The sequence below is a fragment of the Candidatus Frankia alpina genome, from assembly GCF_902806485.1.
GTDB classification, from domain to species: domain Bacteria; phylum Actinomycetota; class Actinomycetes; order Frankiales; family Frankiaceae; genus Frankia; species Frankia alpina.
In genome coordinates, this window is sequence record NZ_CADCWT010000133.1 from 1 (window position 1) to 13354 (window position 13354).

General features: G+C 74.0%; 9 protein-coding genes and 3 pseudogenes. 8 read left to right on the forward strand and 4 right to left on the reverse strand.

The annotated features are described in order from the left end of the window. A partial coding sequence (locus G6R25_RS14740; protein WP_163553420.1) for an AfsR/SARP family transcriptional regulator occupies positions 1–3219 on the reverse strand: 3219 nt, incomplete at its 3' end. 307 nt (positions 3220–3526) lie between these two features. On the opposite strand from G6R25_RS14740, the gene G6R25_RS14745 reads away from it, so the two are divergent. The 8 genes and pseudogenes from G6R25_RS14745 to G6R25_RS14770 all read left to right on the forward strand — a co-directional run bounded on the left by G6R25_RS14745 (position 3527) and on the right by G6R25_RS14770 (position 8092). Further along, entirely contained in the window at positions 3527–4375 is an 849-nt protein-coding gene (locus G6R25_RS14745) for a hypothetical protein (protein WP_163553421.1), read from the forward strand. 116 nt (positions 4376–4491) lie between these two features. After that, positions 4492–5106 carry an SAV_6107 family HEPN domain-containing protein gene (locus G6R25_RS14750; protein ID WP_235948503.1) on the forward strand — a complete coding sequence of 205 codons (615 nt, stop codon included), beginning with the start codon at positions 4492–4494 and terminating at the stop codon, positions 5104–5106. Positions 5107–5195: 89 nt separating this feature from the next. Beyond that, positions 5196–5351: a hypothetical protein gene (locus tag G6R25_RS14755; RefSeq protein ID WP_163553422.1), complete on the forward strand. Its 156-nt coding sequence runs from the start codon at positions 5196–5198 to the stop codon at positions 5349–5351. Between the two features lie 52 nt (positions 5352–5403). Further along, positions 5404–6312 carry a class I SAM-dependent methyltransferase gene (locus G6R25_RS14760; RefSeq protein ID WP_235948506.1) on the forward strand — a complete coding sequence of 303 codons (909 nt, stop codon included), beginning with the start codon at positions 5404–5406 and terminating at the stop codon, positions 6310–6312. Beyond that, a pseudogene (gene dinB, locus G6R25_RS31585) lies at positions 6302–6994 on the forward strand (DNA polymerase IV); the annotation flags it as partial. The gene G6R25_RS14760 and the pseudogene dinB, both read left to right, overlap by 11 nt. Continuing rightward, positions 6954–7310, forward strand: a pseudogene (locus G6R25_RS31590) (DinB/UmuC family translesion DNA polymerase); the annotation flags it as partial. The pseudogenes dinB and G6R25_RS31590, both read left to right, overlap by 41 nt. A gap of 29 nt (positions 7311–7339) precedes the next feature. Then, positions 7340–7516 (forward strand): hypothetical protein, encoded by a 177-nt coding sequence (locus G6R25_RS31595; protein WP_336501540.1) that lies wholly within the window; start codon positions 7340–7342, stop codon positions 7514–7516. A 168-nt stretch (positions 7517–7684) separates the two neighbouring features. Then, positions 7685–8092 (forward strand): DUF3040 domain-containing protein, encoded by a 408-nt coding sequence (locus tag G6R25_RS14770; protein WP_163553423.1) that lies wholly within the window; start codon positions 7685–7687, stop codon positions 8090–8092. Between the two features lie 1044 nt (positions 8093–9136). On the opposite strand, the pseudogene G6R25_RS27225 reads toward G6R25_RS14770, so the two are convergent. The 3 genes and pseudogenes from G6R25_RS27225 to G6R25_RS14785 all read right to left on the reverse strand — a co-directional run. Next, positions 9137–10618 (reverse strand): annotated as a pseudogene (locus G6R25_RS27225) (transglutaminase TgpA family protein); the annotation flags it as partial. Positions 10619–10710: 92 nt separating this feature from the next. Next, entirely contained in the window at positions 10711–12048 is a 1338-nt protein-coding gene (locus G6R25_RS14780) for a DUF58 domain-containing protein (RefSeq protein WP_163553424.1), read from the reverse strand. Between the two features lie 8 nt (positions 12049–12056). Continuing rightward, entirely contained in the window at positions 12057–13073 is a 1017-nt protein-coding gene (locus G6R25_RS14785) for an AAA family ATPase (RefSeq protein ID WP_163553425.1), read from the reverse strand. Between the last annotated feature and the right edge of the window lie 281 nt (positions 13074–13354).

Genomic DNA, 13354 nt, shown 5'->3' on the forward strand with positions numbered 1-13354 from the left:
CCCGGCGTCGACCGCCGCCAGCACCGCGCCGGTGAAGGCGTCCCGGTGCGGCGCGGAGACCAGGTCCGTCCACGTGTTCAGTAACCGCACGCTGCGCCGCGAAGCGGTCACCCGGGCGATGAAGTAGGCCGGGTCGAACACGCCGAGCAGCCGGCCACCGGTGAACTGGGTCGGCTCGGTGGTGACCGGCGCGGTCAGCCGCTCCTCGGCGGCGGCCAGCTCCGGTGAGCCCAGCTGGCGCAGCAGCGTGATGCCCTGCTGCCAGGAGCGCCGGGCCGCGGGGTGGTCGTCGAGCTGGGCGAGGATGTCACCGCGGCGCACCAGCACGCGCGGCTCCCACAGCGGATCGGGCAGCTCGGCCAGCAGCGGCAGGCTCTCGGTGTAGGCCGTCAGCGCCTGTTCGGGGCGCTGCCGGTAGCTGTAGAGATCGCCCAGCCGCCGCAGGGACTGTGCCTCCAGCGGCCGGTTGGCGAGCTCCCGGGCGATCGACAGGCTCATCGTCAGGCAGGTGATGCCGTCGGTGAGCTCCTCACGGTCGCCGTGGGTCATGGCGACCGCGACCAGTGTCTCCGCCTCGATGCGGCGGGCCCCGGTCCGCCGCATCGTCCCCAGACAGGTCTCGAACTGGGCCAGCGCCGCGGCGAACTCGCCGCGGCCGCGGCAGGCGTCGGCGAGCCCGCGCACGGCCCGCGCCTCGCCCAGCTCCGCGCCGAACGCGGCGAAGATCTCCCGCGCCCGGGTGAAGCGCTCCGTGGCCAGCGTCAGGCGCTCGAGCGCGTCCTGGGTGACCGCCACCGCCGGCTCGCCGTCCGGGTCGGTCCCGGCGGCATCCAGCCGCCAGAACGCCTCCTCGAACGTCAGGATGATCTCCCGCTCCCCAAGGCTGGTGAGCAGCTCGGCCTCGGCGAGTCGGTGCCCCGTGCGGCGGGCGGCGGCCAGGCCCAGGGCATGGGTTCGCGCCCAGTCGCTCCAGTGCGCCGCGAACGCGTAGAACTCCGCGGCCTCGGCGGCGAGCAGCCAGGTCGGCTGGTCGAGCCCGGTCGCCTGCGCCTGCTCGATCAGGGCGAGCAGGTTCGAGCGCTCCCCGCCGAACCAGACCATCGGCCGGCGGACGACCTTGGCGAGGTCCGCGCGGGCGAACCGGGCGGCGGCCTGCGCGGCGAAGCCGGCGTCCGGCCCGTCGGCGGACAGGGTCCGAACGCGCCCGGGGCTGAAGGTGTCGACCGCCTCACGCAGCATCACCTGATAGGCGTACAGCAGTCGGCTCAGCGCCGCTCGGTGTTCACCGGACATCGTCGGCGGATCCTCGAGTTCCGCAGCGTCGATGGCGTCGCGGCCACTCGCGGCGTCGGCGCTGGCGCCACCTTCGGGCGTCGTCGTCGGTTGGCCGATCGCGGTTCCGACGCTGGTCTCCTGCTCCCGGGCGAACACCCGCAGCAGGTCGTGGAACCGGTAGCGCTCCGTGCCGGTCGCGTCGACGCCGCGCCGCTCCAGCAGCTGCGCGTCGGCGAGGCGGTCCACGACGTCCTCTGCCTCGTCCAGATCGACGTCGAGCACGGCCACCGCGGCCCACGGCGCGAAGTCGTTGACCGCGGGCAGCGACAGCAGCCGGAAGGCGCGCTGCTCGTCGCCTGGCCGACCCTCGTAGCTCAGCAGGAAGCTGGCCCGGATCTCCAGGTCGCCGACCTCCAGCCAGGACAACCGGTCGCGCTCGTTGGCGAGCCGGCCGGGCATGCGCGCCAGGCGCCAGTGCGGGTGTGCCGCCAGCTTGCGTCCGGCGATCTGGATCGCCAGCGGCAGATACCCGCACAGGCCGACGATGTCGCGCGCCGCCTCGGGCTCGGCCTCGACCCGAGCCGCCCCGACCACCTTGGACAGCAGCTCCACCGCGTCGCTGGGGATGAGGACGTCGACCATCCAGTACGGCACGGTGAGCCCGGGCAGCCGAGACCGGCTGGTGATGAGCACGGCGCAGCCCGGACTCGTCGGCACCAGCGGGCGCAGCTGCGCCTCACCCGCCGCGTTGTCCAGGATGATCAGGACCTTGCGGGTGGCGAGCAGCTCCCGGTACATCTCCGCCAGGTCGTCGGCGTCGGTCGGCACCGCGGCCCGGCTGACCCCGAGCGCCTGGACGAACCGGGCGAGCACCCGCGACGGCTCCAACGGCTCGCTGTTGCCGCGCAGGTCCACATACAGGGCGTCGGTGAACCCGGCGCGGATGCGGTGCGCGATGTGCACGGCCAGGGCGGTCTTGCCGGCGCCCGCCTTGCCGGCGCCCGCCTTGCCGGCGAAGGCCGCCGTGACGGTGCCCCGGGCCAGGGCCGTCTGATCAGTGAGCACGGCGTGCGCCCGGGCCTGGATGGTGTCCCGCCCGGTGTACTCCGGGGCGTCCGGTGGCAGCTGGTGGCTGCCGGAACCGGCGGGTGCGGCCTGGGCGGGGCGGCCCAGCGATCGCGGCGGAGCCCAGGCGAGGCTCGGTGCCCCGCGTAGCACGTCCTCCTGCAGGCGGCGCAGCATCGGGGAGTCCAGCCCACGCTCGTGCAGGGCCTCCAGGCCGTCCCGGCAGGCCTGGGCGGCGTTCTCGGTCCGGCCGTCCCGGAAGAAGGCGACGACCATCTCCCGGCGCAGGCCGTCGTCGTGTGGGTGGCGATCGACCAGCATCCGCAGATCGCCGATGACCTCCCGGTGCCGACCCAGGGACAGATCGGCGGCGATCCGCGTCTTGGCCACGTCGAGCTGAAGCTCGGACAGCGCCGCCGCGTAGCCGTGCGCGAACGGATGATCGGCGACGTCGGCCAGCGGCGGCCCCCGCCACAGTGACTGGGCCTCCTGCAGGGGGGCGATCGCGCTCACGGGGTCGCTGTCGTCCACCGCGCGGCGGCCCTGCGCCAGCAGCCGCCGCACCCGCTCGGCGTCGATCTGTTCCGCCCGCCCGTCGAGCAGGTAGCCGGCGCCCTTGCGGAGCAGCACCCGTGGCGGCTTGTCGTCCGCCATCACCCGCCGCAGCTCGCTGACGTGGGTGCGCAGCGCCTTTTCCGGCGGCGAGTCGCCCCAGATCACCTCCATCAGCCGGGGGATCGGCACGGCCTTGCCGGCTTCGAGCAGCAGGACGGTCATCAGGACCTTGCGCTGGGCGCCGCCCAGCGTGACGGGTGTCCCGGCCGCGGTGACCTCCAGCGGACCCAGGATGGCGAACTGCAGGCTGTCACGGTCGGGCATCTGGTCCTCTCCATCGCGGCCCCGAGTGTCGTCACGGACCCCGAGTGATGTCTGTTTATCGCAGCGTGCGCCCGCAAGGGAACCTGCGGCAACCATCGATCCCCGGCAGACGCTGTCGTTTCCGCGTCAGGTCCCCGTCCGCGGCGATGCCGGCGCGGCGCACGGAGTCTCTCAACGCTCGCTCAACGTCGGGTGTGACCGTGCGTGCATTAGCCGTTGATGCTCCTGTTGTGCACTTCAGGTCGACGAGAACCGAGGACGACGGACCGCCGGTAGTCGGCCGGCGTGGTGTGGAGGTGTCGGGATCATGGCGATCACGGTGGCGAGGATCCTGTCGCGCCGGCCCAGCGTGCCGCGGCGTGCGCCGACCCCGGTGGGGGCGCCGGGGCTGCGTGCTGGGGCGGTCGGGGGACGCCCCGTTACCTGCACGCGACCCCTCGCCGCGGCCGCCGAGCCGGAGCCGGCTGGGGCGATGCCGGTCGGGGCGTCGGAGGCCCGGACGCGGCCGTTGCCGCGGACCGACGCCGGGGCGGACGTCCTCCCACGGCGGGCCGGCGGTCTGCCGCACGAGCTGGTTTTCCGGGTCACCTCGGCGAGCCGGCACAACGCGATCCCGCAGCTGCAGGTCGAGACCGACGAGCAGGCGGTGCTCGCCGACTGGGCGTTGCGGGGGCGGGTCGAGCTGATGGCCGCCCGGCGTCCGTTCGTCCTGGAGATGGACCTCGACGGCCGGGGCGTGCGGCTCGTCGAGCCGATGGGGCGGGTGCCGGTCGCGGCCTTCGTGGCGGACCGGGTCGGCGGTCGGGTGCGCCTGGCGGACGGCTGCGAGCTGCGGTGGCTCACGCCGACCCGCGGCGAGTTCGCCAGCGGGCTGGTGGGGCACCACGAGGTCAACATCATCCGGTTCGCCCTGGACGGGACGGCGCTCGTCATGGCCGATCCCGACCTGCTCGACCCGGCGGTCGCCCGGGTCGCCCGGATGGTCCGGGCGTCGGACGCGGGTCCGGGGGATACCTGTCGGGGGGATATCCCGGACCCGCGCCTGGGCTGGTTGCCCGATGTGGTGGCGCTGCTCGTGCTGGCCTGGTTCCTGCGCCTGCTCGAGTGCACCGCCGGCGAGCCGGCTCGCTCGTCTGTTCGAGATCTGGGTGTTTGACGGGCCGGCCGGGAGGGGGCTATCTTCCAGGTATTCGAACATGTGTTTGGTGCCGGGAGGGTGTCATGGCCGTCGTGAGTCGATCTGCCAGCGGCGCGGGCCCCACGGATGGAGCCGTGGGGGTGGAGGGTACGTCGACCGGGCGTGGAGCATCCGGCAGACTGCCCGGCCGGGCCCTCCTGCCCGCCGCGGGGCTGCCCCACCGCTCCCGGGACGAGCTGCTCACCGCCGCCCGGCGCGGTCTCGGAGAGGCGGAGTACGCCCCCCGGGCCGGGGAGCGGTACGCCTTCGGCCCATCTCGCCGCCCTGCGGGCCGCCGCCGCCGTGCTGGCGGACCGGGCGCGGGGCCCCGGCCGGACCGGCGGGGCCGACCGGTTAGCGCCTGGTGTCTGCTCGTGCGGGTGGCTCCAGAGCTCGCCGAATGGGCGGACTTCTTTGCGGCGGGCGCCGGCCGGCGGGCGGCCGCCGAGGCTGGCCTGAATGTGGTGGGCCGGCGGGAGGCCGACGACCTGATCCGTCAGGTCGACCAGTTCATCGGCACCGTCGAGGGCACGCTGGGGCTGCCGTCCCAGCCGGTGCTTGCCGGCGCCGGTCCCGCCGGCGCCGGTCCCGCCGTGGCCGGATTAGTCCGGCCGCGGCCGGTCCGGCGGCGCTGGCCGCCTTGGCGGGTGTGGTCACTGTTGGTCGCCACATCTCCCGGTCTCGGGACTTCCAATGGTCTCCTCGCTTGATTCTCTCGCCGCTGTTGCGCGTAGCGTAGTTGTCATTCACTATCAGTCATCTCTTGGGGTGTTGCGTGTGACGAAACGGGAGATCATCGATGGCTCTCATCGGTTCCGGGCTCCGGCACCACGGCGCGCACCGGATCGTGCCGTCCGTCGTGGCCCGCCGCGATGCCTGGGTGTTGTGGATCCTGGGACTGTCGGTCGGCGGGCTCGCGGTCGGCGTCGCCATCGGCCTCGTCGTGGGCCGCTGACCCGCCCGCGCCCGACCGCGGGAACCGCGGCGGGCGGCCAGGGGAGGAGTCGATGGTGATGGCCGACCATGTCACCGGCGGCGATCTGCGGCAGGCCGCGATCTGGCACGGTCTGTGGGCCGTCCTGCCCCGCCCGGCGCCGCTGGCCCCGGCCAACCAGACCAGCCCACCCGGCGGGTGGGCGGTTGGTTCGGCGGGGGCCGGAACGGGGGTACCGGGTGAACCGGTGGTGGGGGCCCACCAGCCGGTCGTGGTTGACGCCGGCGGAGGCAGCGGTGGCTTTGCCGTGCCGATCGCGGCAGCCGGGTATCCGGTCATCGTGGTGGACCCCTCGCCGGACGCGCTGGCCGCCCTGCGCCGGCGCGTCGCCGAGCGGGGGCTCGACGGACGGGTCACCGCGATGCAGGGGGACCTGCATGACCTGACCGGCCTCGTCGGCACCGGGCAGGCCGACCTGCTGCTGTGCCATTCGGTGTTGGACGTCGTGGATGACCCGCAGAGCGCGCTTGCCCACGCGCTGGGGGTGCTGCGTCCCGGCGGTGCGCTCAGCGTCGTCGTGGCCGGACTCGCCGCCGCGGTGCTCGCTCGCGCGTTGGCCGGGCACTTCGACGACGCCCTCGCGGCGCTCGTCGGGGACGAGCCCCCTGCGCACCGGCCTCCCAGCGTGGATCACGGCTCGTCGGCGGGCAGAGAGCGGGCCGGCGGGCGGGTGCCCCGACGGTTCACCATCGCCGAGGCCGCCGCGCTGGTCCGGGCCGCGGGTGCGGAGGTGCTTGACATCCACGGAGTACGGATCTTCGCGGATCTGGTGCCGGGGGAGCGCCTGCTCGACCCCCTGGCCGCGCGGCGGCTGCTGCGCTTGGAGCTCGCGGCCGTCGGCCGCGAGCCGTTCCGGGACCTGGCGGCCCAGCTGCACGTTCTCGCCCGCAGGCCGGGCGGCACGGAGCCCCATGCGCGCTGAGAGCACGATCCTGCCCGTCGACATGGACGCCTTCTTCGCCTCGGTGGAACTGCGCCGCCGACCCGAGCTGCGCGGTCGGCCGATGATCGTGGCGGGGGGCGAGCGCGGTGTGGTGCTGTCGGCGACCTACGAGGCCCGGGCGTACGGGGTCCACAGTGCGATGCCGATGGCGCGGGCGCTGCGACGGTGCCCCACCGCGGTGGTCGTCCCGCCCGACCAGGCCGCGTATCGGGCGGCCTCGGTCGAGATCATGAAGATCTTTCGTGATGTCACCCCGCTGGTCGCGCCGTTGTCGGTCGACGAGGCTTTCCTCGATGTCACCGGCGCCCGGGCACTTTTCGGGCCGGCGCCGCGGATCGCGGCTGACATCCGCCGCCGGGTGGCAGCCGAGCAGAACCTCACCTGCTCGGTCGGCGTCGCGCCGTCGATGTTCGTCGCCAAGATCGCCTCGACCCGGTGCAAGCCGGACGGACTTGCGGTCATCGCCCCCGACGAGGTGCTCGCCTTCCTGCATCCGCTGCCGACCGGGGCGCTGTGGGGCGTCGGCCCGCGGGCGGAGGCCACCCTGACCCGGCTGGGACTGCGCACGATCGGGGACATCGCGGACACCCCGGTGGACACGCTGTGCCGGGCCCTCGGGGATGCCGCCGGACCCCATCTGCACCGGCTGTCGTGGGGGATCGACGAGCAGACAGGTGGATCCCGTCAGCACGGAGGTCACCATCGGCGCCGAACGGACCTTCGCCACCGACGTCACCGAGCGGGCTGCGCTCGCCCGGGAGCTGCTGCGCCTGTCCGGACGGGTGGCCGGTCAGCTGCGGCAGCGGCACCGGCGCGCCCGGACGATCTCGGTCAAGGTGCGCTACGCCGACTTCCGGACCGTTACTCGTGCCCGTACGCTACGTGATGGCACCGATGTGTCCCAGATGATCTACTCCACCGCGACGGACCTGGTGGCGGACCTGGGACTGCTCGGGAGCGGTCGAGGCGCCGCCGCGGAGGTCACGGCCGTGCGCCTGCTGGGGGTGTGGGCCGGCAACCTCGTCGACGCGGGGGCCGGCAGCTGCTGCTCGGGGAGCGGCCCGAGGGCTGGGCGGAGCTGGACCGGGTCGCCGACCGGGCGCGCGACCGATTCGGCGCGGATGCGGTGGGTCTGGCGTCCCTGCTCGACCGGCCCGCGGGGCCCCCGCCGGGCCCGACGTGACGGCCGCGTGTTCGGGCATGAACGGCGCTGCTTCGGGCACGGGACAGGTGAGGTGATTGGCTCGGTTCCAACCGGCATGACGGGTTGCCTACCGCACCCGCCCGCGCATGCCTATTCTTGGTTGTCAGGTTCCGTCTGCCGGGCCTGTAGGTCGTGGGAGGAGCGTCGATGCCGCTCTCGGAGAACGAGCAGCGCCTTCTGGAGCAGATCGAGCGCGCCCTCGTTGAGGACGACCCGAAGTTCGCCAGCACGGTGCGGTCGACGGACCCCCGTACGTACCTGCTGCGCCGGGTGCGCCGCAGCGCGGTGGTCTTCCTACTCGGGCTCGCCGTCCTGGTGGTCGGCGTGGTGCTCAACCAGGTGCCGCTCACCGTCATTCTCGGCATCCTCGGGTTCTTGATGATGCTGTTTGCCGCGCTGCGTGGGGCCGCCGACCTGCGCCGCATCAGCGGGCGGGACACGGGCGGTCGCCGACCCGGCGGCCGGGGCTGGTCGAAGGGGCGATCCCGACCGAAGGCGTCCTTCATGGAACGGGTCGAGGAGCGCTGGCGGCGCCGCTGGGAGGACCGGCCCTAGACGAGGGCGTCGGCATCGTCGTCCACCGCCACGGTTTCCGGCCCGTCGCCGCCGGGGCCGGTCCGGTCCGGCGCCCGTGGGGCGCCACCGGAGGTAGCGGCGGAGCCGTCCGCCGCGAGCGGGGCCCGGCCCGTCCGGATCGCGGCGGCGGAACACCGACGGCGGCGCGAGGCGGGCCATGATCCGACGGGTTCGCGGGGCGACCGCCCAGAGCGTGGCGGAGGCGGTGGCGACGTCCCGCCTTGTCTCGGCCTGCGGCGGCGGGTCGGCGAGTTCCAAGGGTGCGTAGCGGGCTCGCTCCTCCGCGGCCGCCAGCCGGGCCAGCGCCTCGCGGGCCTGCGCGTACGGCAGGTCGGTCGGGGCCGGGTCGGTCGAGGTCCGGTCGGGCCGGGCCGCCGCGGTGGGATCGGCCTGCGGGTCGGCCGCGGGATCGGATCCCGGCCCGGGGACGGGCTCGGCGTCCAGGTAGGCGGTCAGCCGGGCGACCCCGGTCCGCGGCGAGTCGCTGACCCGGATCGTGATACCGAGGTCGGAGGCGACGTCGAGCAGTTCCGCCCAGGCGTCGTGCACCTGGTCGACGGCCTGTGTGCCGGCCCGGCCGGGCGGGCCGCCGCCGGGCTCGGCCGCGCCGTCGGCCGCGCCGTCGGCTCCGCCGCGCCGCAGCCGGGCCCGCCGCCGCCGGAGCCGGATGATCGCCGGGGTGACCAGCAGGGCCACCGCCGGCGGTACGGTCGCACACAGCCAGATCACCCAGGCCGGGATGCCCCCGGAGACGTCGGCGTTCTCGCCCGCGGTCGGGGGCTGCGTCGCGGTCGGATCGTCGGGGTTCGTCCCGGCGCTGGGAACCGGCACCGGAATCGGCTCGGGCAGCGGCTGGGCCCCCGACGTGCTTTCCTGTCCCGGCGGCGCGGCTGACCCGTCGGGGTCGTCGATGCCCGCCGGCGCATACGAGGGCGCCGCCGTCGCCCCGTCGGATCGGCGGGTCGGCTCGAAGCTCACCCAGCCGACCGAGGGGAACCACACCTCCGGCCAGGCGTGCGCCTGCCGGTTTGTGATCAGGTAGCTGCCGTCCGGCTGCCGCTCGCCGGGCACGAAACCGATGGCGACTCGGGCGGGCAGGCCGAGCATCCGCACCATGACGGTCATCGCGGAGGCGAACTGCTCGCAGTACCCCCGGTGTGACTCGAAGAGGAACTCGGTGAGTGCGCCCTCCTGGGTGGTCGGCGCGCCCGTCAGGTCATAGGTGAACAGCGGCCCGCGCAGGTGCTGCTGGATCGCGTACACCTTCTCGTACGGGGTGCGCGCGCCCGCGGTGACGGACTCGACGAGCTGACGCAGGCGAGGGTCGAGGTTGCCGGGGAGCGCGGTGTCCACGGCCAGGTCGGCGGTGGACCGCCCGCTCGCGGCCTCCAGCTGCGCCCGGGTGGGGGTCGGCACGGTCGCGTCGACCTGGTAGCGCGCGCCTGCTGTCGACGTCCGGGTGGAGAAGATCGTGCCGGTCGGGGCGGCCAGCCGCCAGTCGCCGGTGAGCCCCTTGATCCGGGTGGGGATGCCCGGGACGGGCAGGTAGAGCTCGTCGAACCGGCTGGTGACCGCGATGTCCGCGCTGACCTCCGCCGTGGTGCCGCCGAGCCGCGGCTTCGGTAGTCCCTCGCTGACCCGGTTGTCCCGGGTGGCATTGAGCGCACGCAGGGTGAACAGCTGCCCGTCGAAGTTCTCCAACGCCGTCAGCCGCAGGTATCGCGGGGTCTGCGAGCGCACGCTGAGCAGCGGAACCTGCTTGCTGGCGTGCAGCTGCTGGCTCACCGAGACGATCGGCTGCACGACGCTGGCTGAGCTCGGCCCGTCCCCGGCGCCGTAACCGCCCTTGCGCGACACCAGCCCTTCGCCGTCCAGCGACGGCAGGCCGAGCGGCACCACGATGGCGACCAGCAGTGCGGCGAGCGCCACCCCGAGCGCGTTCACGGTGAGCCGACCGCCGAGGCCCTCACGCTCGCCGCGCCCGCTTCCGCTTCCGCGCCGGGTGTCGGACACCGTCCGGCTCCACCGACCGACCGCCAACCGGCCGTCCAGCAGCAGCAGCGCGACGAAGCTCGCCGCCCCCAGCAGGAACGGGACGGTGCCGACCCCGCCGGGCAGGATCGCCGCGGACACCGCGTACAGGGCCAGCAGCGGCAGCCCGCCGAGGGCCGGGCGGTCCAACGTCACCACGATCAGATCGACGACGATGACGACGAGGTAGATGCCGACGACGGTCAGGACCACCAGCCCCGGCCGGTGCGGCACCGGCGCCGCCAGCCGAGAGATGTCCGAACCGCCGTCGGTGATGAGCGCGCGCAGCGTCCGCATGGTCCCAGCGGTCGGCACCACCCCGGCCAGCGCCGTCCCCCGGGCGCACAGCGCGGTCACGGTGCCGACGAGCCCGGCAAGGCTGAGTAGGAAGCCGGCCGCGACCGGCAGCCGCAGTAACCTGCCGAGCGTCGCGGTCGCCACGGCGACGACGGTGGCGATCACGACCGGCCGCATCCACCACAGCGTCCCGTCGAACAGCCGGGTCAGCGCGCTGGTGGACAGCAGGCAGGCGGCCGCGGCGACGACGGTGGGAACCGGGCGGACGTTCACCGGGCCGCCCGGCGCGGGACCCCGGGCTGGCCCGCGGCCCAGGCCGCGCCGGCTGGCCCGCCGACCGCGCGGCGGGCACCGGCGTATCCCGACTGGCTCGCCACCGCCGTCACCCGCGGCCACACCGAGGCGAGGCTCATGCCCTGCCGCGCGACGAAGACCGCCCAGCCGGCGCGGGTCAGCACCGCCCGCGTCGAGATGAGGTCGGCGGCGGCCGACGGGTGCGGGTTCCAGCTCGTCACGTCGACGAGGACGGCGATCGCGGGGGCGCGGCGCGCGCGTAGTCCGGCCAGCGTCGTCGCCAGGGCCGTCTCGGTGTGGCCGAGCACGGCGACGAGCAGCCCGCCCCGGTCGCCCCCCGGGCGACGCAGCGCGGTGAGCGCCGGGTGCAGCGACTCCGCGTCGGCCGGGACGAGCGTGGCCAGTTCGTCGAGCAGCCCGGAGGCGGTCGCGCCGGCCGTGGTCGTGACCGGGCCCCGGTCGGTGAGCAGGCGGACCCGGTAGCCGCCGCGGACCAGGTGGATCCCGATCCCGCCGACGGCGCTGACCGCCCATTCGAATGCCGACGCCGGGCCCGAGTCCGGCCAGGCCCGCTCCCGGGTGTCGAGCAGGATTGTCGCGGCGCCTGACTGCGGGTGCTCCTCGCGCCGGACCATCAGTTCGCCGCTGCGGGCCGTCGTCTTCCAGTGCACCCTGCGCAGGTCATCGCCGGACCGGTACGGGCGGGTGGTCGTCTCGTCCTCGCCGACGAGGCCGGTGGCCCGGCGCAGCTCGTTGCTCACACTGGCCGCGACGCCCGACCGGGCCGGCGCCAACCGCTCGATCGCGGGCGCGACGATCAGTTCGTCCAGGCTGCGGAAGCTGCGGGACAGCTCGCAGAGCCCGAACGGATCGCTGAGCCGGATCGCCATCGGTCCGATCTGGTAGCGGCCGCGGACCGATGCGTGCAGGGCGTAGGAGAGGTCACGGCTGCCGCCGGGCTCGATCCGGTCGAGCACGAACCGGGCGCCGCCGCCCAGACCGGAACCCGTTGTGTCCTCCACCAGCAGTACCGACGACGACGAGCGGCTGACGTTCTCCAGCTGGATGCGTACGCTGACCCGGTCACCCGCGGTGACCCGGCGCGGTTCGAGTCGGCGCGTGCAGGACAGCCGGTAGCGGGTGCGGCAGACGACCGCCGCCGCGAGTACCGGCAGGCTCGCGATGAGCAGCCCGATGCGCAGCAGGTCCTGCTCGCCGAGGATGATCGCGGACACGGCGCAGGCCGCCCCCGCGGCGAGGAAGGACCGGCCGCGGATCGTCAGGCCGCGCAGCGCCGCGACAAAGTCCCGCACACGGATCTCTAACGGCCGTGCCGGGTGCCGTGCCGGGGAATGGGGATCCGGTGCAGGATTTCGGTGAGGACCCGGGAGGCGACCTCGGTGGCGGGCTCGCCGGAGAGCATGATCTCCGGGTGCAGCAGTAGGCGGTGCGCCATCACCGGGATTGCCATCTCCTGCACGTCGTCGGGCAGGACGAAGGCGCGCCGGTCCAGCGCCGCGCGGGCGCGCGCGGCCCGAATGAGGTGCAGCGCCGCCCGAGGGGACGCCCCTAGCGCGATTTCGGGATGCACCCGGGTCCCGCCGACCAGGTCGACGATGTAGTGCCGCACTTCGGCGGACACGTGCACGGTGCGCACCAGGGCGATGAGCCGGGCGATCTCGGCGGCGTCGGTGACCGGGGTGATGCCCGTCAGGGGGTTGGCGTTGCCGTGGTTGTCGAGCATCGCCATCTCGGCGGCCGGGGAGGGGTAGCCCATCGAGATCCGCGCGGTGAACCGGTCCCGCTGGGCCTCGGGCAGCGCCCGGGTGCCCTCCATCTCCACCGGGTTCTGAGTCGCGATGACCATGAACGGCGACTCCAGCCGGTAGGTGACCCCGTCGACGGTGACCTGGTGCTCCTCCATGCACTCCAGCAGGGCGGACTGTGCCTTGGGCTCGGCCCGGTTGATCTCGTCGCCGACGACGATGTTGGCGAACACCGGGCCGGGGCGGAACTCGAAGTCCCGGGTGCCCTGGTTGTACACGCTGACGCCGGTGACGTCGCTGGGCAGCAGGTCGGGGGTGAACTGGATGCGCCGCACCCGGGCGTCGATCGAGCGGGCGAGGGCCTTGGCGAGCATGGTCTTGCCCACCCCGGGGACGTCCTCGATGAGCAGATGACCCTCGGCGAGGAGCACCACCAGCGCGGTGGTGATCGCTTCGGACTTGCCGTCGATGACCGTCTCGACGCGCGCCCGGACCCGGTCGGCGATCTCGGCAAGGTGGCCGATGTCGGCCACCGGGTCACGCCAGTGGAGCAGACCTGGGTCGGTCACCACTAGTTGGCTCCCCTCCGGGTGTCGGGCTTCGGGCTGCGCGGAGCCGGCCCCGACGAAGCCCGTCCCCCCCCATCGAGTGTGACATCCACAGCGGCCATGCAGGCCACGGTGTCAAGGAAACCTGCCCGAGATCGGGCTGGCGGTGGGTGGGGTACCAGGTAGCGGGTCCGTCTGACCGCTGAGTGCCGGGCGGCGCGTGAGTGGACCCCCAATACCCCGCAGATAGGAGACATCCATACCAATTTTTGGGGGTTTATACCATCCCCTTGACGGGCATTACG

Excerpts from the sequence above, each read along its gene's own strand:
- G6R25_RS14745 (WP_163553421.1), top strand. The coding sequence starts at position 3,527 with ATGGCGATCACGGTGGCGAGGATCCTGTCGCGCCGGCCCAGCGTGCCG.
- G6R25_RS14770 (WP_163553423.1), top strand. The coding sequence starts at position 7,685 with ATGCCGCTCTCGGAGAACGAGCAGCGCCTTCTGGAGCAGATCGAGCGC.
- G6R25_RS14755 (WP_163553422.1), top strand. The coding sequence starts at position 5,196 with ATGGCTCTCATCGGTTCCGGGCTCCGGCACCACGGCGCGCACCGGATC.
- G6R25_RS14760 (WP_235948506.1), top strand. The coding sequence starts at position 5,404 with ATGGTGATGGCCGACCATGTCACCGGCGGCGATCTGCGGCAGGCCGCG.